A 24,493-nucleotide genomic window follows, 5' to 3' on the forward strand; every position below is an offset into this window, starting at 1 on the left:
GTTATCGTTTGTGACCGGTATGAAGTTTGTTTTCAAGCCATATCGAATAGCGTGACATGCCAAAACAAAATACCCAAAACACTAACGCGACAAATACATAACTTTCTGTAGCAAAGCCTAACCATTCAGGGTCGGTGTTTGCTGCTTGCCCTATACCGAGTACGTCAAACATACCAATGATGAGTACCAAACTGGTGTCTTTAAACAAACCGATGAAGGTGTTCACGATAGAAGGAATAGTAATCTTTAGCGCCTGTGGCAAGATAATCAGCCCAGTCTTTTTCCAGTAACTTAACCCAAGCGCATCAGCGGCTTCATATTGACCTTTCGGAATGGCTTGTAGACCACCGCGTACCACTTCTGCCATGTAAGCGGAGGCAAACATAACCACACCGATAAGGGCGCGAATCAGTTTATCTGTCTCTGAACCTTCAGACATAAATAATGGAAGCATAACCGAAGCCATGAACAAAACCGTAATCAGCGGAACGCCACGCCAAACTTCAATGTAGACGGTACAAATGCTGCGAATGATCGGCATCTCTGAACGTCTACCAAGCGCAAGCACCACACCAATTGGCAGTGAAACTACGATACCAACTAACGCAATAATGAGCGTAACGAGTAGTCCACCCCATTTGTGTGTATCGACCACTTCTAGTCCAAAGACACCACCGTATAAAAGTCCAGCGATGATGAATGGGTAGATGTTTACGAAGAAAAGCCAAATCCACATCCGTTTCGGTGTCTTCTCATACGCGAGTAAAACAGTAAATATGGCCAATGTGATATAGAAAAGGCGAGGGCGCCATAGTTCGGACTCTGGATAAAAACCATACATGAACTGCTCCCAGCGCACGCTGATAAATACCCAGCAAGCACCATCTCGGCTACAGTCGTCACGCGTTGAGCCAATCCAGTCTGCGTTAATAAACGCCCAATCCACGATATACCATATTGCAGTTACGACAATATACGCAAGAATGACAGTAACAATGGAATTGATAGGGCCATTAAATAGATTTTTCCGCATCCAACCAACGAAGCCTACAGTATTGGCGGGTGGTGGGAGATCCGGTTGAAATTGATGAGTACTCATATTATCTCTCCACCAGCGCGACTTTACGGTTATACAAGTTCATTAATGCAGACGTAATCAGACTTAATGTCAAGTACACGCCCATCGTCATCGCAATGATCTCAATCGCTTGTCCCGTTTGGTTCAGGGTAGTACCAGCAAACACAGAGACAAGATCTGGATAACCAATTGCCATCGCTAACGATGAGTTTTTGGTGAGGTTGAGATATTGACTGGTTAAAGGTGGAATAATAATTCGTAACGCTTGTGGAATGACAACAAGCTTTAAAGTTTTCGAGCGTGGTAAGCCTAGCGACATCGCTGCTTCGGTTTGACCATGGCTAACCGCATTAATACCAGAGCGAACAATCTCAGCAATGAAAGAAGCTGTATAAACACTTAATGCCAAAAGTAGCGCAGCCAATTCAGGAATAATGCTAATACCACCTCGGAAGTTAAACCCTTTTAGTTCAGGATAATTCAGTGAAATTGGCATACCAGCAAGGAAGTACACAACCAATGGAAGGCCAACAACTAAACCCAAAACTATTCTTCCCATTGGGGTTTGTTGCCCAGTGAGACGTTGCTTATTATTCGCCCATACATTAATTAATAAGCTTGCGATTACCCCGAAGATTAACGCGGCAATAACGTAGCTACTGCCAGGTTCCATAGTCGGTGCAGGGAAATATAAGCCACGAACGTTCAGGAAAATAGCTTCACCAAGACTTAAGCTTTGGCGTGGTGAGGGTAATGCTTGAAGAACAGCGAAATACCAGAAGAATATTTGCAGAAGAAGGGGGATATTTCGGAAAGTTTCGATATAAACTGCCGCTAAACGACTAACTAACCAGTTAGAAGAAAGGCGGGCAACCCCCATGGTAAAGCCAATCACAGTAGCCAGAATAATACCTAATACGGAGACTAACGCCGTATTAAGAAGGCCGATGATAAATGTTCTACCGTAAGAGTACGTTTCATCGTATTCAATTAATGTTAACCCAATACCAAACCCGGCTTCTTGATTCAGAAAACCGAAGCCCGTTGCAATACCACGAGCATCTAAGTTATTGAGAGCGTTGTTTACAATCGTGTAAAAGAAAAATACCAGTGCAGCAATGGCAATGATCTGGACAATAGCAGAACGAAAGGCAGGATTATAAATCAGGCTCTTGCTTCCGCTTGGTTTGGACATCGTACTTGGCGATGCATCTTGTGTCGGTTTCATACAGCGATAACCTCAAACCTTAGTTATAGATATCGGCCTGTATAAAGAAGTTTCGTCCTTGCTGGCTAAAGAATAACGCTCCATGTCTGGTGACGTACGAACCTTTAAAGCCGTTCCACCAAGCGAGCGCTTTTCGCCATCCAATGAGCGATCCTTACTCATACAGTGAGATATAATCAAGAAAAAGGGCGGCATGAACCGCCCTGATTAACTCTTTCTATCGGATTGGTGGCGCGTACATAAAGCCGCCTGCATTCCATAGCGCATTAACGCCACGAGAGATTTCTAACGGCGAACCAGTACCGACTGTACGTTCGAAGCTTTCACCATAATTACCAACTTGTTTGATAACTTGGTAGCCCCAATCGTCACGAATACCCAAACCTTTGCCTTTAGGGCCATCAACACCGAGGATACGTTTGATGTTTGGATCTGTTGACTTCAGCATTTCATCCGCATTCTTCGAACTAATACCGTATTCTTCAGCGTTAATCATCGCAGACAATGTCCACTTAGCGATGTTAAACCATTGATCATCGCCTTGACGAACGACTGGACCTAGTGGCTCTTTAGAGATGATTTCTGGAAGAACGGCCGCAGAGGACGGATCTTTCAAATTCAAACGCAGTGCATAAAGGCCAGATTGGTCAGTTGTTAATACGTCACAGCGTCCCGCATCAAAACCTTTCGAAGTTTGCGCAGCTGTGTCGAATACCACTGGTTTGTACGCCATGCCTTGGTTGCGGAAATAATCTGCAAGGTTTAGCTCGGTTGTTGTACCTGATTGAACACATACCGACGCACCATCAAGCTCTTTAGCACTTGAGATACCAAGTTCCTTCTTCACCATAAAACCTTGACCGTCGTAGTAGTTCACACCTACGAAGTTTAGGCCCAGTGCAGTGTCACGGTGGAGAGTCCAGGTCGTGTTACGGGAAAGCACATCAATCTCACCAGATTGAAGCGCAGTGAAACGTTCTTTTGCGGTTAGGGGTACATATTTAACTTTCGTTTTATCCCCAAGAACGGCTGCAGCCAGTGCTTGGCAATATTCTACGTCGATACCTTCCCATTCGCCTTTTGAGTTAGGGTTAGAGAAACCAGGTAGACCGGTACTTACGCCACAAGTAAGAAAGCCTTGTTTTGTGACTTTGTCCAGAGTAGTGTCTGCTGCTTGAGCTGATGTTGCCATCATCGCAGTAGAAGCCGCTACGACGGAAGCAAGAACTGTGAGTTTATTTGCCATTTGTATCCTTCCTGTATGATCCATGTTTAATCAGGAGTGACCTGAAATAACGTGTCCAATTCGTTAGAGTTATCGTCCTACGTGATTGATTTTCGAAGAAACGGCATTCGATAGATCAACCAGTTATAAGCGTAGGAAAGGATCTGTTAATTCTCAAATATATAATTTAAATGAAGTTTTGAGAGAACTTACAAAGTGCCTTGAGATTTAGAATGACGAAATGTTAATTGTTTGTAAATAGTGCAATTCATGGACAATTTGGTGCATCAGAACAATCAATAGAAGAGTGAACAATACAAAAGAATAAAAAGTTGTTATTAAAACTGTCATTAGCTGAGCAAGGTGAAGTTCAGTAAAAATTCAAACAAAAATTATTTGTGATACCGAAACAGGGTGATGAGCTTGCCCCATTTTTGGTAGCATGGTCTACAACAGCTAATTAGAGTAATCATGGATTGAAATGCGATATTTTCCTCTGTTCTTAGATTTAATTAATAAACCCGTTCTCGTCGTGGGTGGCGGTGAGGTGGCAAGCCGAAAGGTGGAAGCGTTGCTAAAGGCTGGGGCGGATGTGACTATCGTTTCTCCGACGTTGGTTGATTTTCTGTCTAAGCTTGCTTCTGAGCATCAACTGCGCTGGGTACAACGTTTCTATTCGAGTGACATTGTCACTAAAAGCTTTGTTCAAGTGTGGGCGACGACAGACAATCCTGAGCTAAATCACCAAGTGTACAAAGATGCCAAAGAGCTAGGCATCTTGGTTAACGTTGTGGATGATAAGCCTTATTGTGATTTCATCACGCCGTCTATGATTAATCGTGGCCGCATCCAAATCGCTATCTCTAGTGGTGGAGCTTCGCCAGTTTTAATTCGAAACATCCGTGAAAAACTTGAATCGATACTGCCACAAAACATGGGGTTGATGGCGGATTTTGCTAACTCAAAGCGAAACTCAATTAAAGAGGCGCTGCCTAGTGTCGATTTACGCCGCAAGTTTTGGGAGCAATTCTTCTCGAATCCCGAGGTGGAAAACGCGCGAGATAATCGTGAGTTAGAAGCAATTTACCAAGCGACCATGGCAACACCCTTAGATGAAAAGGGAAGTTGTACTTGGGTTCATGTTGGGAAAGATGTTGAGATGTTGCCAATAAAAGCCGTACGCTATATGCAACAAGCGGAGCTGGCTCTGTACTCAACTCGATGTGAAGCGAATGTGTTAGAACTAATACGCAGAGATGCAGAAAGAGAAGCTTTCTCGAGCGCTGCTGAGCTTTCGGATATGCTGGCCAAGGCTAAAGCTGAAAAGCTTCGAATTTGCGTGTTCATACCACAAGGAACGAGCGAATTCGTATTGCTGCAAGGGCAGGACTTAGTTATCTAGCAATGCCAAATGCTAAAAGTAGATACGTAGTTCGTTACACTAAAGCCAATAAAAAACGCCAGCGGATTATGCGCTGGCGTTTTTATTTACTTCTCAGATTGATTAATCACGGAAGTTGTTAAACTGGAATGGGATACCCATCTCTGCTTCACGAATCGCTGCCATTGTCGCTTGCAGGTCGTCGCGTTTCTTACCGGTAACACGTACTTTGTCGCCTTGAATAGAAGCTTGTACTTTTAACTTTGCGTCTTTGATAAGTTTCACTACTTTTTTCGCCGTTGGAGTATCAATACCTTGGCGGAAAAGCAGAGTTTGGTGCCAGTTTTTACCAGTAACGTCTGGGTCTTGTGCATCCATTGCGTTCGCGTCAATGTTACGCTTCGCTAAGTGGCCGCGTAAAATGTCGCGCATTTGCTTAAGTTGGAAGTCACCTTCCGCAGACATTTTTACGTTTTCTTCTACTAGCTCAAAGCTCGCATTTACGTTGCGGAAATCGAAACGAGTAGACAATTCACGGTTAGCGTTATCAACGGCGTTACGTAGTTCAACCGTATCGATTTCAGAAACAATATCAAACGATGGCATGAAGATTCCTTGATTATTTTGTTATAGGGACTTTCGGGACTTAACAGCGCTTGCCAGCATATCTAGCATTGTAGCAGTGTCTTCCCAACCTAGGCATGGATCTGTAATAGACTGACCATACGTTAGGTTATTGATGTCAGTCATTGGCTGATTGCCTTCAAGAATAAAGCTTTCTGCCATGATACCCGCAATACGAGTGCTGCCTGACTTAATTTGGTTACAAATGTCCTGAGCTACGTCGATTTGTTTTCTGTGTTGCTTCTGACAGTTTGCATGGCTGAAATCCACAACCAAACGTTGTGGCAATCCAAACTCAGCTAAAGCATTACATGCTTGTTTGACTGATGCTTCATCAAAGTTAGGGCCTTTTTCTCCACCGCGCAGAATAATATGACCGTAAGGGTTACCACTTGTACGGTAAACCGTCATTCGACCGTTCTTATCTGGCGAGTAGAAGTAATGCGATGCTTTCGATGCGCGAATTGCATCAATTGCAATTTTTACGTTGCCATTTGTGCCATTTTTGAAACCAACTGGGCAAGATAGTGCCGACGCCATTTCACGGTGAATTTGTGATTCCGTTGTGCGAGCACCAATCGCGCCCCAAGTGATCAAATCCGCGATGTATTGGCCGGTGATCATATCAAGAAACTCAGTAGCAGTCGCAAGACCAAGCTTGTTGATATCCAGTAGTAGTTTACGAGCTTTATGAAGACCAGCTTCAAGTGCGTAAGAACCATCTAGGTTAGGGTCCGTAATCAAACCTTTCCAACCAACTACTGTACGAGGCTTTTCAAAGTAAGTACGCATCACGATAAATAGCTCGTCTTTGTACTTGTCTTGGATTTCACTCAGGCGAGTGGCGTAATCAATGGCAGCTTCAGTGTCGTGAACAGAACACGGACCTACAATCGCAAGAAGGCGATTGTCTTCACCCGATAAAATGTTTTCAATCTGACGACGAGATTGAGCGATACGGTCTGCAACGTCATCCGTAATAGGATGTACACTACCTAGCTCTGCTGGGGTAGGCATTGGACCCAAAGGCTGGGTTCTCAATTCATCTGTTTTTATAGGCATGTTATAGCTTTATTCTCTATTGCGAAGGGGTAAAGATAACGGAATTACAGGCAGGAATAAACCGTTTCACGGGAATCTTCGCCAGGAAATACCGAATTGTATACAAAGGTGTAGGTATTCATTTAAATGACTTATGTATAAATGACAAAACTTGATCATTAAATCAATATATATACATTTGAATTTATAACCATTTTATCTATCTCGCTGTAAGGTAATCTAAGTAACTGCGATAAACTTCATACCTCACGGGTGACGCCGTCACTTCATGAGGGTTAAATAACTCGTGAGATCGAGCTTTTGTTAACATTTCTTTGACATCTATTTCTTTCGTTGATTAACTGGTCTGACTAGATTGGTAAGGAGACCAAAATGTTATCAGCTCTACGTCGTGCGAATTTGTATCTAAATCTGTTTGGCTTTTCGAAAGTGCCGCTGATTTGGCTTTGCCACCCTAAAATCATTGCGATAGATAGCAAGCATGTTGAGGTTCGTATCCCATTGCGCAGAAGAACGAAGAACCACCTGAATAGCATGTATTTCGGCGCTTTAGCCGTTGGCGCTGATGTTGCTGGTGGTTTTCTTGCTATGAGTAAAGCGCAAGAAAAGGGAGAAGCGATCTCGCTAGCATTTAAAGGTGTGAAAGCCGAGTTTTTAAAGCGCCCGGAAGCCGATGTGCACTTTGTTTGTAACGATGGTCATGTCATTGATGAGATGCTCGAGCACACCTTGGCAACGGGTGAACGAGTAAATCGTGACGTAAAAATTGTCGCGCTGTGTCCTAACTTACATGGTGACGAGCCAATGGCTGAATTCTCGCTTACTCTTTCGATAAAAAAAGCAGCCCAACAAAGAAAAGAGGCTGCCTAGTGGTTTGTGGCTCGCTTGTTTAAAGGCGGTGGCTTAATTGAGTTCAATCTTCTCGATAGAGACGATTTTGGAGCGATTTAAGACCACTTTCCAGCGGTAATAAACAGGCTCATCGGTGTGGTTGTCCTCTTTGACAATCACATTGAGCAAATGACGTTTCTCTACTGACTCTTTGGTTACTTGACCTTCATTTAAACGGTAAACTCGGTTTGAGCTTTTATCCATCAAGCGGATGATAGGGCGTAAACTGATGTTCAATGTTTCTCTCGTTTGTTCGTAACCACTCAAGAAAAGAGAGGTCGCCATTTCGGTTTTCTCGTGATAATGAAGAATCTGCTCTTCACGTTGCACGACGCGCTTTTTACGTATTCTTTGAATCTTATCCGGCAAGCTACTTAAGGTACGATAATCGAGCCACTCCAATTTTTTGCCAACCACTTTTTTCGTCGTTGGATCAACATACTTCTTACGCCATTTTGGCTTGCCTTTACGGATCCATCGCCACATGGCATCGCGTAAATCATCTTTAAAGATTTCTCGCAAAGCGTAAATAAAAGACATCGCGATAATGAATGAGGCAGAAATTTCCCCCAGATAATCGCGAGCGAGAATCACGGTTGAGGTCACGACAACCATCACTAAACCGGTTGCAATACCTTTGATAGCGCGCTTAATGTTGTTACCCATCGATATGGTTTCTTCACGAAGCACGATAGGGTGTTCAATCAATCGCCTTAGCAAGCGCATTTTGTTAGATAGGCGAGTAACGTCTTCAACGACTCTTGATGAGTTGTATTTGTTGAGTTTACGATGGGCTTGCTCTTTCTCACATAGCGTGATCAGGCGCTTCTTGATCGTGCCATAGTCGCCTTCACGTGGTAGGTGGGCCACCAGTGACAGGAACTTTTGCTCGGTATACCAAGACAGATAGTTATCGATGTTAACGTAGTAGCGTTTTAAGTTCTCTTCGTAAGGAATAGAACGCCGCAAGCGCTTTAAGATCTCAAGCGTGAGCTCGATAACTTCGTCCACTTCATCTTCCGTTACGGAGTTATTCTCATGCTTGTTTAAACTTGCTACCGCTTTGTCTAGTGCGATAACGTATTGGTAAGCGAACAAGCTCAAACTTACTCGGTATTGCTGATTCGACAGGCGTCCACGTTTGGCAAGTCGACTGTGTACTAGCGGAAGAAGGATTTCAGTACTGTAATAAGAGCGTTGCTGTGTGATTGAAGTGTAATAAAATTCGGATTCACTGATGATATCGGCGTTTAAACCAAGCTCACCAGGTATAAAAAAGTAAATATCTAGGTCGACACTTTTGCTCTTTGCGAGTGCATGACTGATTTTTAATGTTATTGAGTCTTGTTTATCGACGGTGACCAAAGAAAGCTCCTGACTTTGTTAAAGCATTCTTAACTTATGCGTACTGTTGAGCAGGTAAGCATAAAAGTGCTAAAAGAGTGACTGGGGCATATAGCTGAACGACAACAGCATAACAGAGCGCTATGCTTTTCTCTCTGATTTTCTTGTTAGTTTAGGTATAATTCCACATAAATTTAAAAAGAGACAAAATCAATGATTAAAATTGGTCAAATTAACAGCTTAGAAGTCATTAAAAAGGCTGATTTTGGCGTATTTCTGGATGGTGATGATTACGGTTCTGTTCTACTGCCTAATAAGTATGTACCAGAGGGTACTGAAATTGGTGATCATGTAGACGTATTTTTGTACTTCGATTCAGAAAGCCAACTTGCTGCGACCATTGAAAGACCAATTGCCCAAGTGGGTGAATGGGGTTTAATGAAGATTGAGGGTGTGAACGCGACAGGTGCTTTTGTAAATTGGGGCATCAAAGAAAAGGACTTACTGATTCCTTTTAGTGAGCAACGCACTCGCTTCTCTGCCGGACAAACCATTTTAGTGTATGTTTATACCGACAAAGCGTCAGGTCGCATTGTTGGTACGACTAAGTTCAATAAATGGTTAGATAAAACTCCAGCGAATTATGAAGTTAACGAACAAGTTGATTTGATCATCGCAGAGCGTAGTCAACTTGGTTATAAAGCTATCGTTAACGGTAAGCATTGGGGCATGATTTTCCCATCGGATGTTTTTGGTAAGCTTTACATCGGTAAAAGGCTGAAAGGCTTTATTAAGCACATTCGTGAAGATGGCAAAATCGACCTTGCTCTACAAAAAGTCGGTGTGGCGAAAATGGACGATCTTTCTAGTAAGATCCTTGACCTGCTAGAGAAGAAAGGCGGATTTTTGCCTTTGAATGACAAGTCTTCTCCTGAAGCGATTTTTGATGCTTTCCGCACAAGTAAAGGGACTTATAAAAAGACCATCGGTGGCTTATACAAGCAGGGTAAAATTGTCATTGAGAAAGACGGTATTCGTATAGCGTAGTCCAAACTCACGTATAGTGGAACTACAGCCAAAAAAACGGCCCAAACTTTTCCTTTTTTTGGGCCTAGGGGAAACGGCTCCGCAGAGCCTGCGCTAAACTTGTCCAACAATAATTTTGTTGGTGAACATAGAGAGAAATGCCACATCAAAGCATTACTTTGATACAACTAGTTTAGTACAGCGTGTCCGGATCGCTAGCGAGCCCACTTGCTTTCATACTTACGAATTAAAAAGCCATCGCAAATACGATGGCTTTTCATTTATTTATGGTTCGTTACGTCTTTTAAAATAAGTTCTTATCTCGTACTAATTCGCGAGGGAGGCCATTCTTTATTCGGTTGCTTACCCACTTGCCAAGGCCAATAACTGCGCCTTGATAGGTGACAAGCACTTCGCCTTTACCTGTTTTCATTCCCTCAGGAATGGTTTGTGGGCGAACATCACGCCCCATGTACCATTCGCGCGCTTCTTCAATACTGAGTTCAATGGCGTTGCTTTCAGAACCTGTCGCCAGGGCAGTCGCGACTTGGTGTTGCCAACGGTAGCCATTTTTATGGGCTTCCGCGATCTTTATACCCATACGGGAGAAGCGTAATTCGCCGATCATCGCTTCTAAAGCATTAGGGAATAACCAGACATCTTTATCGCGAAGCCATACAGAACTGCCATTTGGAAGTTTAATACCTAACGCGCTTTGGAGTTGTTGAGCAATTTCTGTCGATTCTTTTTTTGAAGTTTTAGCAAAGGGGAATTTCCCCATGCGCTTTTTGACTTCTGGCGCCTCAACAGCAGCCTGTTTGCGAATTCTTGCAACAAAGAACCCTTCACAGTCGTAGACCTGCGGGAAAATATGCAAAAAGCCTTCTTCAGTTAGAGCTGCCTCTGCGTTTTCAAACAAGTTCTCAAGGCTTTCAAACTCTACAGCATCCCCAAAGGTTTCTTTCAAGTGTTGACAAACTTGTTGGTTTTCTTCTGTACTGAGCGTACATGTTGAGTAAACCATCACACCACCGGGCTTTAATGCATGGAAGGCGCTTTCAATAAGATCTTTCTGTGTGTCAGCGATGTCGAGTACGGAAGCTTGCGTCCAGTTTTTCATCGCATCTTCGTCTTTGCGAACGGTGCCTTCTCCAGAGCAAGGCGCGTCGAGCAAAACCGCATCAAATTGTTCTGGTAGCCAACCGCCAAAAACGCGTCCATCGAAGTTACTTAGTGCGGCGTTACGTACCCCACAACGTTCCACATTAGCGTGCAGTACTTTTACACGACTTGCGGCGTATTCATTGGCCACAAGTACACCTTCGTTGTTCATTAAAGCTGCAATTTGAGTGGTTTTTGAGCCTGGAGCGGCTGCGGTATCTAACACGGCATCGTAAGATTCATCATTCATAAACAGAGCAGATACCGGCATCATCGAACTGGCTTCTTGAATGTAGAATAAGCCAGACATGTGTTCTGCTGTGTTGCCTAATGGTACAACTGACTCATCCGCTTCAATCCAAAAACCTGTGTCACACCAAGGCACAGGAGAAAGCTTCCAGCCTTTTGTTTCTGCTCGTTCTAGAAACGCTTCAACGCTGATCTTCAACGTATTAACTCGAATACTTTTGCGCAGTGGCTTTTGGCAAGACGCGATAAAGTCTTCCATGTTGAGGTGAGCAGGAAGGATCGTTTGGATTTTTTCCAGAAACGCGTCTGGGATGTAAACATTAGGATGCAATGTGGGATCTCGTTTGCAGAATTTGTGGCAAATAATATACGAAAGCGAAGCAGAAACGAATAGTGACAAGGGCCGAGCATTAAAAAAGAGCAGCGATTGCTGCTCTTTTAAAGTGATCAAACTTCAATTGTACGTGAATTGAGCTTTATTCTACGGCTTAGGAATCGCTGTACGCCATTGAGTCCAACCTTCTTCAGCTTGTGGATACAAAAAGAAAGATTGCCCACTCTTTGCCGCTGGTGGAATAGTCGATTGCTCTGGCGTTGAAAACGCAATTCCTCCGCGAACTAAACTATCAAAGGTTCCCGCTTTGATGTTAGCGCCGGTAAGCCCGATGGAAACATCTACTCCTGAAACATTCCAGAACACACTGTTTTGACGAACGAGGTAAGCGTATTCAGGCTGTATTTTGATAGTCGTGACGATGCGATCAGCAAATTCTCCTAGGCTTACGTCGGTCACTTGGCCAACTTCCATCTGGCGGTAAAGAATAGGGGTACCGACTTGTACTGAGCCTCTTTGTTCACTTTGTAACGTAAACATGATTCCATGCACGCGTTCTGAACTATTTTCTAATTGAAAATCAAATTTAGCTTTACCTTTACCTGGTTCAACACTGATGGATTTCGACACCAACGCCCCGAGGTTTTTAACGCCACCTAAACCAATTTCTGGTTCAGTTAGCCAAAAATGTGAGCCTTCAACCGCAATGTTTTCTACGTATTCAGGTAGGATCCTTGCAGTGACTTCAACCATGTTACGACGAAAATTCGGTACAACCAGAGTGACTTCACCAACTTTAACACCTTGATATTCAATCGGCATTCCTTTAGCAATCTCTTGCGAACCGTCGGTTTCTAAAGCAATGACGCGCCCAAACTTGCGAGCGGTTTTTTGATCAGAATACAGCTTCCAGTTTTCTCCGATTTTGTTTTCAACGCCTGGCACGGAGTCAAAAGCGATGCCACCTTCGATTAACGATTTTAAAGGGTGCGCTTTCACACTGACTCCGGCTAATGATGCATCTATCTCGATCCCTGAACGATTCCAAAAAACGGTTTGTGGCGTTACAAGATAAGCGAAGCGGTTTTCGATAGTAGCCTTAATTAGTACTCCGCCATCAATTAGTTGGAAATCGGAGACGTTACCAACTGGAAGATTACGATAGAGTAGAGGACTGCCTTTGGAAATCGGCGGCAATTCAGAAGCAAATAGTGTTAGAGCCCTAGAGCCACTTTGATTGTACTGCGCCAATTCAGCCAATGATTCATTTTGGAACAGCTGATACTCTTTTTGAATATCCTGCTTGCCTTCGCTCACAAAACTAATTGACCCGGTTAACAACTGCTTTGCTGGAGGAACGGTAACGCTGAGCCCCGATTCAGTTAACTCTGCTGATGCACTGCCGGTTACATAAAAACGATTGTTTGATTTGATCAGATGTTTGTATTCATGGTCAATCAATACATCCATAAATACTTCGTGTTGTGATTTTTTATCTTCCTTAACTAGGCCCACTTTGATGATTGAACCAACAACGATGCCTTTATAAAGTACATTGGCACCGCTATCTAGGCCAAACGAATTGTCGGACACCAACCGAATCGCGATGGACTTTTCTTGCTGTTGGTTAAACACGTTTTTACGAATGGCAGTAAAGCGGCGAGAGCGTTCACCCGCGCCCGGCACGATCGTTAAGAAGTTTCCTCGCACTAAATTAGCAATGTTTTCAACACCAGAAAGGGACACTTTTGCTTCTTCTAAAACAAATCTAGTACCTGTCGTCAGCATGTCACTAAAAGCGGGTTGAATTGCCGCTGACGCCAATATCACTTCTCGGCCTTCGGAAAGGCTCAAGTCCGTAACTTGGCCAATTTCGATTCCGCGATACATAATTGGAGCGCCTTCTCCGCTGATCTTGCTGTCATCAGGTAGGACGATTTTAACCGCGATGCCTCGACCAGCAGTTTTCAAATCTTTATACAAACGGAACTCGGTGTTCTCTTCTACAGGCTCACCATCATCCGGAGAGTCGACGGCGATGGCGCCACCTAGTAAGGCACTCATGCTTTCTAGTCTTACATCGACACCTTCAAAACCGATGCTGGCACCAATTCCACTGACGTTCCAGAATCGACTGCGGTTGTTAATGATATGTCGGTATTGATCCTGAATGTTGGCTTGAATAGTGATAGATTTTGCATCTTCATCTAGCTGGTAACTGTACACTTCACCAATTGGGATTTTCTTATAAACAATTTGAGAGCCAACCGATACACCACCTAAATCACGGCTTTTGAGCTTAATATTCAAACCTTGAGAAACGCGTAAATCTGTTGGGGCAGAGTCTAACGCATGGAATGTTGTCTCAAACTCTTGACCATCTCCGGGTTGAATCGAGATGTAGTTACCTGAGACGAGCGCATCCAGTCCGGAAACTCCCGTTAGGCTAGCTGTTGGTTTTACTAACCAAAAGCGTGTTTTATCGTTCAGTAACTTTGCAGCTTCAGGATAGATATCAGCATCGACATAAATACTGCCGAGATCTTCGGTGAGGTTAATGTCTCTTACCATGCCGACTTCTAATCCTTGGTAACGGATAGTGGTTCGGCCGGCGACAAGACCAGCGGCATCAGAAAAATAGATTTGCACTCGTTGTCCTGCATCGTGTATCGACTTCACTACAAGCCAGCCAGCTAAGACCATGGTCAAAATTGGCAACAGCCAAAGAGGAGATATGCCTTTACTCCGCTTTACATCTGGTACGTATGACGTTTGAGAACTGTTCTGATCACTCATTCATTGACTCTTTTTCTGATTGTTTTGGGCTTGTTTGGTCCCAGATTAGCCTTGGATCAATACTTTCTGCTGCAAGCATGGTCAACACTACGACAACACCAAATGCTACGGCGCCATATCCTGGTGTGAAATCCAGTATCTGACCACGATCGACTAAAGTCATCATGATAGAAATAACAAACAAATCCATCACAGACCATTTACCGATCCATTTAACAACAAAGTAAACCATCATTCGTTGTCTCTTAAACACCGAACGTTTGAATTGGATGCAAAGCATGATGTAGGCGAGCCCAAGTATTTTAATCACCGGGACAACGATACTGGCAACAAAAATGATCGCAGCGATTCCATACATGCCGCTTTTTACCAAACCAGCCACGCCTGAAAAAATAGTGTCCTCCAAACGCTTACCATTGGTAAGCAAGATGGAAATAGGGATCAGGTTAGCAGGGAAGATGGCGACCGTTGCTGCGATGAGGTAAGCCCATGTTTTCTGAATGGAGTTTGGCTTGCGATGATATAACTCGTGATGACAACGCTGGCAATGGTCACCTTCAGGTTGGGACAAGTGGCATTCATGGCAATGCACATCTTTATGCTCAAAAGCATATAAACTTTCTGGCTTCCAAGCTTCCCAATAACGACGGACGCTGATTCTTGAAACTAACAAAACGGTAAATATCTGCAAAAGAACCAGACCAATTAACCCTGGACCGACGAAAATGTCGGAATAATCTTGGAGTTTAAAACAGGAAATGGCGATGCTAACTAAGAACACATCCAACATAACCCAATGCTTCAAATGTTGAATTAGCCACAGTGAGATACGAAGCCCACGGAACCATCGTTGATGTAAAGAAATATGTGCCGTTACCACTGAAACACAAACCGTCAGTGGCGCAAGAGAGCTACAAAATAGAATGAGCAATGAAAGAAGAACAAATCCTTCTTCCATCAATGTGATCATCCCTGAAGGCAGGGTTGCCGGAATCATCACACCAAAGAGTCGGATGCTAATAAAGTTAAAAAAGTGCGATGGAATAAATAGTAGGATACAGGTTATCGCGACGGCTAGATTACCAGAGAGGCTAGGGCTACCTCCGCGATATAATTGTGTACCACAACGAGGGCAGTGTGCATTTTTGCCATGGGGTAAGTCGACGATGTCGACAGGCAATTCACAACCTTGGCACAAACGTACGTTATTGGGTTGCATGGCGTGCTTAGACAGAGAGGTCATAACGACCTCTCTAGCTTGAACGATTTAAGCGTGGGACTGTATGCCCCCATATAAGGTTTGATATAAGCCTTCTTGCTCAACTAACTCACCATGAGTACCTGTTTGCGTCACTTTCCCATCTTCAAGCACGTAGATCAAATCGGCTTGTTTAACAGCGGACAGTCGGTGCGCAACGATTAATGTTGTTCTACCACGTAAGAACTCGGTCAGTGCTTTGTGTAAAGCCGCTTCAGTAGCGGTATCTAGCGCAGACGTGGCTTCGTCTAAAATAACAAATTGAGGATTACTCAGCACCATTCTAGCAATGGCCAGCCGTTGTCGTTGACCTCCTGACAAACGAATGCCATTACGACCAACTTGAGTATCCAAGCCGTGGTTCAGTTGAGAAATAACATCTTGCAGCTGAGCCACTTCAAGCGCACGCCAAAGTGACATTTCGTCAAAATCCCCACCAAGCGTTAGATTATGCCTCAAGGTGTCGTTAAATAGTATAGGTTGCTGTAATACCACGGCAATTTTGTCGCGAATTACTTCAAAACCAATATCTTCTGTTAATTCATCATTAAAGCGAATGCTACCGGAGTTTTGACGGTAAACCCCAATAAGTAATTGTATCAAGGTCGACTTACCACCGCCGCTTGCACCAACCAATGCCACTTTCTTTCCTGCCGGCATATGTAAAGAAAGATTATCTAGGACTTTGTTTTCATTATTGTAAGAGAAATTAATGTTTTCTACTTTAACATCAACTTCTCTACCTTCTTTGAAAGGATTTACCTTAGGAACCGGTCTCTGCTCTTCTTCTAACTCTAATAAGTCGTTGATGCGTTTTAATGCGGCTTTAGCGCTGTACCAAGAAAACTGAATCCCAAGCAACTCTTGAACAGGAGACAGCATGAACCATAGGTAACCAAAAACGGCAAATATTTGACCAATAGTAAGGTCACTGAACATGACCATTAACATTGCGACAGCTCTGAATAATTCAAAGCCGATCAAAAAGAGAAGGAAAGAAACGCGACCAGCCGCTTCAGATTGCCAAGCATACTTGTCTGCATCAACGCGAACTTGGTTCGCACTGTCTTTAAGTTGCTGGAGAAATTCTCGCTCTTTATTGGCCGCGCGTAGTTGGTAGATTCCATCTAATGTTTCAACTAAACGGTTTTGGAAAATTTCAAAAGAATGATTTTCCTTCCGTTTCAGATGTTTAACCATACTGCCTAGTTTACGTGAGAAGTAAATGACAATAGGGTTAACTAACAGGATAAACAGACCAAGTCGCCAATCGAGCCAAAGTAGAACGATAGCAGTACCAATAACAGTCAGAAAACTGATAACGAATTTTGCTAACGTAGAACCAATAAATTTATCAATGGTCTCAATGTCAGTGATAAGGTGTGCGTTGATTCCTCCGCTACCTTTGGTTTCGTATTGTCGGATGCTGATACGGCCGAGTTTGTCGATCATTTTACTGCGCATCTCAAACGTGATGGTTTTTGAAACAAGCGTAAATTGTCGGCTTTGAAGGATATTTAATCCTTGGCTCGCAGCTCGCATAAGAACAACCAAGAACAGGGTGAAGAAAATATAGCCTGTCGGAGTGTGCCACGCTTCAGGGAGAATGGCATTCATGGCATCTAAGCCTTTTGCAGGTTGGTCCAATAAGACCTCATCAACCATCAAAGGCATGAGGAGGGGAATTGGAACACTAATCAAGGTTGCAAGCACCGCTATCAAGTTCGCTATGATCAGCTTGGACTTGTGCTTTTTTACTTGTGTTATCAACCAAGAACGGCTAATAGTGTCATTTTTCAGAAGCATTGTAATTGAGAATAAGTCCTATTATAAAGTAGGGCTGCATTTTAGCGCCATACATTGAGAATGGAAGCTTTTATAGTAAGTAGGAAGTTAATATGAACTTAGAACAATACCAAAGACTAACCAAACAAGCTGTTGCTCTAATTGAGTCTGAACCAGACTTTATTGCGAACCTAGCAAACTTGAGCTCATTGCTTTTCATGGAACTTGACGATCTTAACTGGGCAGGCTTTTACCTAACAAAAGGTGAAGAGCTTATTCTTGGTCCGTTCCAAGGAAAACCAGCTTGTGTTCGTATCCCAATGGGTCGAGGCGTCTGCGGTACTGCTGCACAAACTAATACTATACAAAGAGTATACGACGTTCACGAATTTGAGGGGCATATTGCGTGCGATGCAGCGAGCAATTCAGAAATTGTGATTCCATTTTCTATTAATGGAAAGGTGGTTGGTGTACTTGATATTGATAGTCCAAGTATTGGCCGATTTAATGAAACAGACGAAGAAGGTCTCACTCATTTCATGGTTGAAGTAGAAAAGCTGCTTAATTCACACGCGAACGACGCATAAATTAGCCTTCGAGTGTGGTTTTTCCTTGGCATGTCACTATAATACGAGAATATTTTTTCTTAATGCTCGCGGAAATCCGCTCAAATCAGGACCCCTCATGACTGAAAAGTTAAAAAACAGCAAAGAAGTTATTGCATATATTGCTGAATGTTTCCCTAAGTGCTTTACTTTAGAAGGTGAAGCAAAACCTCTGAAAATTGGTATTTTTCAAGATCTTGCGGAACGTCTAAATGAAGACGAAAAAGTAAGCAAAACACAGCTTCGTGCAGCGTTAAGACAGTACACTTCATCATGGCGTTACCTACACGGTGTAAAACCAGGTGCAGTACGTGTAGACCTAGATGGCAACCCTTGTGGTGAGCTAGAAGAAGAGCACGTTGAACACGCGAAAGCGACACTTGCAGAAAGCAAGGCGAAAGTTCAGGCTCGTCGTAAAGAACAAGCACAAAAAGCTCGTGAAGAGGGTAAGGCGAAAGCGAAACCTGCGGCTAAAAAGCCTCAACAGCCTCGTCGTACTAATAAACCAAAAGTACAAAAACCAACTAAGCCTGTAGAAACGCGCGCTCTAAATGCTGATGAAATCACAGTAGGTAACGCAGTTAACGTGAACATGGGCAAAGGAAACATGGCAGCGACCATTGTTGAAATCAATAAGGATGATGTACGTGTTCAACTTGCTAACGGCCTACAAATGGTTGTGAAAGCGGAGCACTTGCGCGCATAAAGGAGATACTCCTACGCATGAATTGCCGTTCAAAAGTGACCCTGATTGCTGCTAGCTTATGGCTAGCAGCATCAGCTCAGGCTCTTGAAGCCAAACTACATAAAGATGACCTGCCGGTTCTTTCTCCTGAAGTTCAGCATGAAACAGCTAGCAAACGAGTCACCTCGCGATTTACCCGCTCTCATTATAAGCACTTCAGCCTCAATGATGATTTCTCTAAAGCGATATTTGAACGCTATGTAGAGTTGCTTGATTACAATAGAAATATTTTCACTCAAGCAGACATCGATTCATTTAAAAATTGGTCAGTCGAGCTTGATGATCAGCTTAAATCGGGCAACAACCAAATTGCTTTTGATGTTTACAACCTCTCAATGCAGAAGCGTTTCGATCGTTTTGCTTATGCGTTAACTCTACTCGATGAAGAGATCAAGTTTGATACCGATGACGAGATAGAGTTAGACCGCTCTGACGCCGCATGGCCAAAAGACGAAGCAGAGCTCAACGAGTTGTGGCGCAAGCGTGTGAAATATGACGCGTTAAATCTGAAACTGACTGGCAAAGAGTGGCCAGAGATTAAAGAAGTTTTAGAGAAGCGTTATAACAACGCGATGAAGCGCATCACACAGACCAACAATGAAGACGCATTTCAGTTGTATATGAATGCCTTCGCGCGACAGGTTGACCCTCATACAAGCTACCTTTCTCCACGTAATGCCGAGCAATTCCAATCGGAAATGAACCTTTCTCTAGAAGGCATCGGCGCCGTTTTGCAAATGACAGACGATTACACAGTAATTCGTTCACTTGTTGTTGGCGGTCCGGCATCAAAGAGTAAGCAACTTGGTGAAGGGGACCGAATCACTGGTGTTGGACAAGACGGTGAAGAAATTGTCGACGTGATCGGTTGGCGTCTGGATGATGTTGTTCAGTTAATCAAAGGCCCTAAAGGCACAAAGGTTAATCTACAGATCTTGCCAGAAGGTAACGATGCTAAGAGTTACATTGTCACAATTGTTCGTGACAAAGTTCGCTTAGAAGATCGTGCGGTTAAGTCAGAAATTATCGAAAAAGACGGTAAGAAGATTGGTATTTTAGAAGTACCAAGTTTCTACGTCGGCTTATCGAAAGACACCGATAAATTACTAGCTGAGTTGAAAACCAAAAACGTTGACGGCGTAATCGTTGATCTACGTAACAATGGTGGTGGTGCGCTAACAGAAGCGACGGCATTGACAGGTTTATTCATTAAAGAAGGTCCTGTAGTTCAAGTTCGTGACAGCTATGGCCGCATCAAGGTGAATGCCGATACCGATGGAAAAGTGAGTTATGATGGCCCATTGACGGTGTTGATTAACCGCTACAGTGCTTCAGCATCTGAAATTTTTGCAGCGGCAATGCAAGATTATAATCGTGCAATCATCTTAGGTGAAAACTCTTTCGGTAAAGGTACAGTTCAGCAACATCGTTCACTGAATCATATTTACGATCTTTTCGATAAAGAGCTAGGCTACGTTCAGTACACGATTCAGAAGTTTTATCGTATTGACGGTGGAAGTACGCAAAATCGTGGTGTTGCACCAGATATTTCGTACCCAACGCCAATTGAGGCTTCTGAAACAGGTGAAAGTGTTGAAGACAATGCTTTACCTTGGGATCAGATTGATAAAGCACAATATCAAACGTTTCCAAGTAACGACGCCTTAGTTGAAAAACTTACTGCTCTTCATAACAAGCGTATTTCTGATGAAATGGAGTTCCGCTTTATCAATGAAGACATCGAGAAATATCGTAAAGAAAAAGACGATAATACTTTGTCTTTGAACGAAAAAGTTCGTAAAGCTGAATCGGATAAAGCGGAAGCCCTTCGATTACAACGCATAAATGAACGTCAAGTTGCTTTGGGTAAAAAAGCATTCAAAACATTGGATGACATACCAAAAGATTACGAGGCTCCTGATGTTTATTTAGATGAGTCTGTCGCGATTATGGTCGATCTACTTAAGCAGGAAAATCAGTCATAATAACTGGCAATTTAGAATAAAAAGAGTGAGTCTTTCAGATTCACTCTTTTTTTATGCCTTTTTGTCTTCCGCTGTCTCGATATCGAGCAAGATATTCGCTTATTTTCCCCCAATAATTTACGTGATCTACATCTAAAATTTCGCGAAAGTGAGGACTACTGGCTAAGCTAAAAGAAAACGATAAGGATGCCGATATGAAGTGGTTCTTTATTTTACTTAGCTTTTGCTGCTTTAGTGTGTTTGGTGGAGAAAACACCAGAGAAGATGAATTAAGTCACTTTGACACGCCGTTTCTCATCGGAGACTGGTATTTGATGAACCCAAACCCCGAAGAGTCGGCTGAAAACTTTCGTGCGATCAAACTCTCATTAGGTTCTGACTACAGCTTTTCTATTGATATTCAAAAGAAAGACTATTCCGTTGACCATTGGGAAGGGCTGTATAACGCAAATGAAGACACCATCGTTCTTGGTTTAAACACCGACGAGCCTCAAATTTATGCCTATCGCAACAACCATAATACGCTTGATCTTAATGGTGTAACATTCACTAAGGGATTATCCAATTCACTTGCAGGTATTTGGTCTAGCTCTCACGTATCTGGCGACGGTCTAGTGGCCAACAACATTAATCAGATGGATTTGATACTTCAACCTGATTTCGTGTTCATGTTTAGGGTTTCGAACGAAGAAGGGGATGAGTCCATCAAACAAGGTGTGTTTTACACAGAAGATGAGTTTTTGGTTCTGTTGTATGAAAATGGCGAGCATGGAACAACGTATAAGCTCAACAAGAATGAGCTAACGATCGAAGATTCCAATGGTGATATGTACGCCGTACTCAATAGAGTTACGCCATGATGCCTTTAACATGCGCCAAATTACGCGTGCGTACGGTAAGTCATTAATGTTGTTTAAATGTTAATCAAAAAACGGAGCTAGAGCACTAAAAGCTCCGTTTTTTGATGGAAAGACTTGTATTCTGATACCACAACCCCTACAAATAGCTTATATAGTGATACCAGAACTGCATTTTTGATCATGCAGTCTGGTATTTTTGTTGTTCGACATACAAGGATTTATGCTCATGTCTCAAGCTCCCCAGGCCAAATATCGTAAAGATTATAAAGAGCCATCTCATGCGATTACTGATATCGATCTTACTTTTGATCTATATGACAATGACACAATCGTTACGGCGGTATCAAAAGTTGCTCAAAAAGGCGATACAACAACGCTAGAACTCGATGGCGAAGGACTTGAGCTACACGCTGTAAAAGTAAATGGTGAGGATTGGGCTCATCACGAGGTGAAGGAGTCGTCGCTGGTACTGACCGATCTTCCATCCGAGTTTGAACTTGAAATCGTCACCAAAATTGATCCTGAAGCGAATACAGCACTCGAAGGTTTGTACAAATCAGGCGGCGCATTTTGTACTCAGTGTGAGGCTGAGGGCTTCCGCCGTATCACGTACTATCTAGACCGTCCGGATGTTCTAGCAAAATACACAACAAAAGTGATCGCAGATAAAGCGGTTTATCCATATTTGCTGAGCAATGGTAACCGAATTGCAGAAGGCGATGCAGAGAGCGGTCGTCACTGGGTTCAATGGCAGGATCCGCATCCAAAACCAGCTTACTTGTTCGCCCTTGTTGCAGGCGACTTTGATGTATTGCGTGACAAATATACAACGATGTCAGGTCGCAGTGTTGATTTAGAAATCTTTGTTGATAAAGGTAACTTAGATCGTGCAGGTCATGCGATGACATCGCTGATCAACTCGATGAAGTGGGATGAGGAACGCTTTGGCCTGGAATACGATCTGGATATTTACATGATCGTTGCTGTTGATTTCTTCAACATGGGTGCAATGGAAAACAAAGGCTTGAACATTTTTAACTCAAAATATGTGCTGGCGAACGATCAAACTGCGACAGATCGTGATTATTTAGGCATCGAAGCTGTGATCGGTCATGAGTACTTCCACAACTGGACTGGCAACCGTGTCACTTGTCGTGACTGGTTCCAACTAAGTCTAAAAGAAGGCTTAACCGTATTCCGTGACCAAGAATTCTCTTCTGACTTAGGCTCTCGTGCTGATAACCGTATTGATAACGTACGTATTATTCGTGGTCCTCAATTTGCGGAAGATGCAAGCCCAATGTCTCACCCGATTCGTCCTGACAAAGTCATTGAGATGAATAACTTCTACACGCTAACGGTGTATGAAAAGGGCAGCGAAGTTATTCGCATGTACCATACACTCCTTGGCGAAGAGGGCTTCCAAAAAGGAATGAAACTTTATTTTGAACGTCACGATGGTACCGCCGCGACGTGTGAAGACTTTGTTTCTGCAATGGAAGATGCCACCGGTGTTGATTTAAAACAGTTCCGTTTGTGGTACAGCCAATCGGGTACACCAACGCTACGCGTAAATAGCGAATACAACGCTGATGCAAAAACTTACGCACTAACGGTAGAGCAATTTACGGAGCCGACGCAAGACCAAGCAGAAAAACAAGCGCTGCATATCCCGTTCGATATCGAGTTGTATGATTCGAAAGGTCAAGTTATCCCATTGATGAGTAACGGTGAATCTGTTCATAACGTGCTGGATATTAAACAAGATAAGCAAACGTTCGTATTTGAAAATGTCGAAGAACAGCCAGTGCCATCTTTGTTGCGTGAATTCTCGGCACCAGTCAAATTAGAATACGATTACAGCGATGACGAGTTAGTCTTCTTGATGAAGCACGCAACGAACGATTTTGCTCGATGGGACGCTAGCCAAATGCTATTGGCTAAATACATTCGTCAGAATGTGAAAAACGTTCAAGCGGGACAAGAAGTATCGCTTTCTGAAGGTGTGATAGATGCTTTCCGCGGTGTGCTGTTGGATGAAACGCTTGAGCCAGCTTTCATTGCTCAAGTTTTCTCTATGCCTTCAATCAATGAGATTACTGGTTGGTACCAGCAAATTGATATCGATGCCGTAGATAAAGTGCTAAACAGCATTACAGTGTCACTTTCTAAGGAATTAGAAGATGAGCTAAGTGCGACTTATCACACGCTTAAGCAAGCAGAGTATACGATCGACCATGCTGCTATTGGCAAGCGTGCTTTACGTAACCGTTGCCTACAGTACCTAGCACATACGGCAAAAGGTAATGATTTAGTCAACGCGCAATACGCATCTGCAAATAACATGACAGATACGATTGCTGCGATGAGTGCTGCAAATAACGCTCAGCTCGAGTGTCGTGAAGCACTTATGGCTGATTACAGCGATAAATGGAAGCACGACGGTTTGGTTATGGATAAGTGGTTTGCACTTCAAGGTAGCAATCCTGCAGAGGATGCTCTTGAAAAAGTAAAAGCAACCATGAACCACGAAGCATTTAGTTTGAAAAATCCGAACCGTACGCGTAGCTTAATTGGCTCGTTCTTAAGTGCGAACCCTGTACGTTTCCATGATAAATCCGGTGTAGGTTACCAGTTTGCCGGTGAAATTCTTCGCCAACTAAATGATTCGAACCCACAAGTAGCTTCTCGAATGATTGATCCTTTGCTTAAGTTCCGTAAATACGATGAAGCTCGCCAAGCAATGATTCGTGCAGAACTTGAAAAGCTCAAAGCAATGGATAATCTTGCTAAAGATCTATTCGAAAAAGTGACTAAAGCACTAGACGAATAGTAAACAACACAATAGGGTGGTCA

General features: G+C 43.2%; 18 protein-coding genes. 8 read left to right on the forward strand and 10 right to left on the reverse strand.

The features are described from left to right. Nucleotide 1: 1 nt before the first annotated feature. From R7P64_RS05000 to R7P64_RS05010, 3 genes are all read right to left on the reverse strand, one after another. Nucleotides 2-1,099 carry an amino acid ABC transporter permease gene (locus tag R7P64_RS05000; protein WP_005389988.1) on the reverse strand — a complete coding sequence of 366 codons (1,098 nt, stop codon included), beginning with the start codon at nt 1,097-1,099 and terminating at the stop codon, nt 2-4. Nucleotide 1,100: 1 nt separating this feature from the next. Next, nucleotides 1,101-2,306: an amino acid ABC transporter permease gene (locus tag R7P64_RS05005; protein ID WP_318123221.1), complete on the reverse strand. Its 1,206-nt coding sequence runs from the start codon at nt 2,304-2,306 to the stop codon at nt 1,101-1,103. A gap of 217 nt (nt 2,307-2,523) precedes the next feature. Continuing rightward, on the reverse strand, nt 2,524-3,552 hold the full coding sequence (locus R7P64_RS05010; protein ID WP_005377403.1) for an amino acid ABC transporter substrate-binding protein: 1,029 nt from the start codon (nt 3,550-3,552) through the stop codon (nt 2,524-2,526). 460 nt (nt 3,553-4,012) lie between these two features. On the opposite strand from R7P64_RS05010, the gene R7P64_RS05015 reads away from it, so the two are divergent. Continuing rightward, nucleotides 4,013-4,933 (forward strand): bifunctional precorrin-2 dehydrogenase/sirohydrochlorin ferrochelatase, encoded by a 921-nt coding sequence (locus tag R7P64_RS05015; RefSeq protein ID WP_005390199.1) that lies wholly within the window; start codon nt 4,013-4,015, stop codon nt 4,931-4,933. A gap of 102 nt (nt 4,934-5,035) precedes the next feature. On the opposite strand, the gene R7P64_RS05020 is transcribed toward R7P64_RS05015, so the two are convergent. Together R7P64_RS05020 and R7P64_RS05025 are read right to left on the reverse strand one after the other, a co-directional pair. Further along, entirely contained in the window at nt 5,036-5,518 is a 483-nt protein-coding gene (locus R7P64_RS05020; RefSeq protein WP_005377415.1) for a YajQ family cyclic di-GMP-binding protein, read from the reverse strand. Nucleotides 5,519-5,539: 21 nt separating this feature from the next. Beyond that, nucleotides 5,540-6,598, reverse strand: a complete 1,059-nt coding sequence (locus R7P64_RS05025) for a 3-deoxy-7-phosphoheptulonate synthase (RefSeq protein ID WP_318119243.1) — start codon at nt 6,596-6,598, stop codon at nt 5,540-5,542. Between the two features lie 372 nt (nt 6,599-6,970). Here R7P64_RS05025 and R7P64_RS05030 point away from each other — a divergent pair, with 372 nt between their 5' ends. Then, the gene (locus R7P64_RS05030; RefSeq protein WP_005377418.1) at nt 6,971-7,468 is read left to right on the forward strand and encodes a DUF4442 domain-containing protein; all 498 of its coding nucleotides are present in this window, start codon (nt 6,971-6,973) and stop codon (nt 7,466-7,468) included. Nucleotides 7,469-7,501: 33 nt separating this feature from the next. Here R7P64_RS05030 and R7P64_RS05035 read toward each other — a convergent pair whose 3' ends face one another. After that, nucleotides 7,502-8,854: a hypothetical protein gene (locus tag R7P64_RS05035; RefSeq protein ID WP_005377421.1), complete on the reverse strand. Its 1,353-nt coding sequence runs from the start codon at nt 8,852-8,854 to the stop codon at nt 7,502-7,504. 192 nt (nt 8,855-9,046) lie between these two features. Here R7P64_RS05035 and R7P64_RS05040 point away from each other — a divergent pair, with 192 nt between their 5' ends. Further along, a complete protein-coding gene (locus tag R7P64_RS05040; protein WP_318119242.1) occupies nt 9,047-9,880 on the forward strand; it encodes a S1 RNA-binding domain-containing protein in 834 nt (277 codons plus the stop codon). A 283-nt stretch (nt 9,881-10,163) separates the two neighbouring features. Here the strand turns inward: R7P64_RS05040 and rsmF are convergent, their stop codons facing one another. From rsmF to R7P64_RS05060, 4 genes are all read right to left on the reverse strand, one after another. Then, nucleotides 10,164-11,600: a 16S rRNA (cytosine(1407)-C(5))-methyltransferase RsmF gene (gene rsmF, locus R7P64_RS05045; RefSeq protein ID WP_318119241.1), complete on the reverse strand. Its 1,437-nt coding sequence runs from the start codon at nt 11,598-11,600 to the stop codon at nt 10,164-10,166. 150 nt (nt 11,601-11,750) lie between these two features. Beyond that, nucleotides 11,751-14,399: an MlaD family protein gene (locus R7P64_RS05050; protein ID WP_258514551.1), complete on the reverse strand. Its 2,649-nt coding sequence runs from the start codon at nt 14,397-14,399 to the stop codon at nt 11,751-11,753. Beyond that, entirely contained in the window at nt 14,392-15,642 is a 1,251-nt protein-coding gene (locus tag R7P64_RS05055) for a paraquat-inducible protein A (protein WP_005377429.1), read from the reverse strand. Before R7P64_RS05055 ends, R7P64_RS05050 begins: the two co-directional genes overlap by 8 nt. A 24-nt stretch (nt 15,643-15,666) precedes the next feature. Continuing rightward, nucleotides 15,667-17,463, reverse strand: coding sequence for an ABC transporter ATP-binding protein (locus tag R7P64_RS05060; RefSeq protein WP_021033889.1), 1,797 nt, complete (start codon nt 17,461-17,463; stop codon nt 15,667-15,669). Between the two features lie 92 nt (nt 17,464-17,555). Here R7P64_RS05060 and R7P64_RS05065 point away from each other — a divergent pair, with 92 nt between their 5' ends. The 5 genes from R7P64_RS05065 to pepN all read left to right on the forward strand — a co-directional run bounded on the left by R7P64_RS05065 (nt 17,556) and on the right by pepN (nt 24,470). Next, the gene (locus R7P64_RS05065) at nt 17,556-18,029 is read left to right on the forward strand and encodes a GAF domain-containing protein (RefSeq protein ID WP_017634278.1); all 474 of its coding nucleotides are present in this window, start codon (nt 17,556-17,558) and stop codon (nt 18,027-18,029) included. 97 nt (nt 18,030-18,126) lie between these two features. After that, nucleotides 18,127-18,753 (forward strand): RNA chaperone ProQ, encoded by a 627-nt coding sequence (proQ, locus tag R7P64_RS05070; protein ID WP_005377435.1) that lies wholly within the window; start codon nt 18,127-18,129, stop codon nt 18,751-18,753. A gap of 17 nt (nt 18,754-18,770) precedes the next feature. Then, nucleotides 18,771-20,777: a carboxy terminal-processing peptidase gene (gene prc, locus R7P64_RS05075; RefSeq protein ID WP_213962515.1), complete on the forward strand. Its 2,007-nt coding sequence runs from the start codon at nt 18,771-18,773 to the stop codon at nt 20,775-20,777. 194 nt (nt 20,778-20,971) lie between these two features. Continuing rightward, nucleotides 20,972-21,637: a hypothetical protein gene (locus R7P64_RS05080; protein WP_005377438.1), complete on the forward strand. Its 666-nt coding sequence runs from the start codon at nt 20,972-20,974 to the stop codon at nt 21,635-21,637. Nucleotides 21,638-21,863: 226 nt separating this feature from the next. After that, nucleotides 21,864-24,470, forward strand: coding sequence for an aminopeptidase N (pepN, locus tag R7P64_RS05085; RefSeq protein ID WP_318121888.1), 2,607 nt, complete (start codon nt 21,864-21,866; stop codon nt 24,468-24,470). The last annotated feature ends 23 nt before the right edge of the window (nt 24,471-24,493 follow it).

This window comes from Vibrio sp. 2304, from assembly GCF_033339475.1.
Taxonomy (GTDB): domain Bacteria; phylum Pseudomonadota; class Gammaproteobacteria; order Enterobacterales; family Vibrionaceae; genus Vibrio; species Vibrio alginolyticus.

Excerpts from the sequence above, each read along its gene's own strand:
- R7P64_RS05000 (WP_005389988.1), bottom strand. The coding sequence starts at position 1,099 with ATGAGTACTCATCAATTTCAACCGGATCTCCCACCACCCGCCAATACT.
- R7P64_RS05005 (WP_318123221.1), bottom strand. The coding sequence starts at position 2,306 with ATGAAACCGACACAAGATGCATCGCCAAGTACGATGTCCAAACCAAGC.
- R7P64_RS05010 (WP_005377403.1), bottom strand. The coding sequence starts at position 3,552 with ATGGCAAATAAACTCACAGTTCTTGCTTCCGTCGTAGCGGCTTCTACT.
- R7P64_RS05015 (WP_005390199.1), top strand. The coding sequence starts at position 4,013 with ATGCGATATTTTCCTCTGTTCTTAGATTTAATTAATAAACCCGTTCTC.
- R7P64_RS05020 (WP_005377415.1), bottom strand. The coding sequence starts at position 5,518 with ATGCCATCGTTTGATATTGTTTCTGAAATCGATACGGTTGAACTACGT.
- R7P64_RS05025 (WP_318119243.1), bottom strand. The coding sequence starts at position 6,598 with ATGCCTATAAAAACAGATGAATTGAGAACCCAGCCTTTGGGTCCAATG.
- R7P64_RS05030 (WP_005377418.1), top strand. The coding sequence starts at position 6,971 with ATGTTATCAGCTCTACGTCGTGCGAATTTGTATCTAAATCTGTTTGGC.
- R7P64_RS05040 (WP_318119242.1), top strand. The coding sequence starts at position 9,047 with ATGATTAAAATTGGTCAAATTAACAGCTTAGAAGTCATTAAAAAGGCT.
- R7P64_RS05050 (WP_258514551.1), bottom strand. The coding sequence starts at position 14,399 with ATGAGTGATCAGAACAGTTCTCAAACGTCATACGTACCAGATGTAAAG.
- R7P64_RS05055 (WP_005377429.1), bottom strand. The coding sequence starts at position 15,642 with ATGACCTCTCTGTCTAAGCACGCCATGCAACCCAATAACGTACGTTTG.
- R7P64_RS05060 (WP_021033889.1), bottom strand. The coding sequence starts at position 17,463 with ATGCTTCTGAAAAATGACACTATTAGCCGTTCTTGGTTGATAACACAA.
- R7P64_RS05065 (WP_017634278.1), top strand. The coding sequence starts at position 17,556 with ATGAACTTAGAACAATACCAAAGACTAACCAAACAAGCTGTTGCTCTA.
- proQ (WP_005377435.1), top strand. The coding sequence starts at position 18,127 with ATGACTGAAAAGTTAAAAAACAGCAAAGAAGTTATTGCATATATTGCT.
- prc (WP_213962515.1), top strand. The coding sequence starts at position 18,771 with ATGAATTGCCGTTCAAAAGTGACCCTGATTGCTGCTAGCTTATGGCTA.
- R7P64_RS05080 (WP_005377438.1), top strand. The coding sequence starts at position 20,972 with ATGAAGTGGTTCTTTATTTTACTTAGCTTTTGCTGCTTTAGTGTGTTT.
- pepN (WP_318121888.1), top strand. The coding sequence starts at position 21,864 with ATGTCTCAAGCTCCCCAGGCCAAATATCGTAAAGATTATAAAGAGCCA.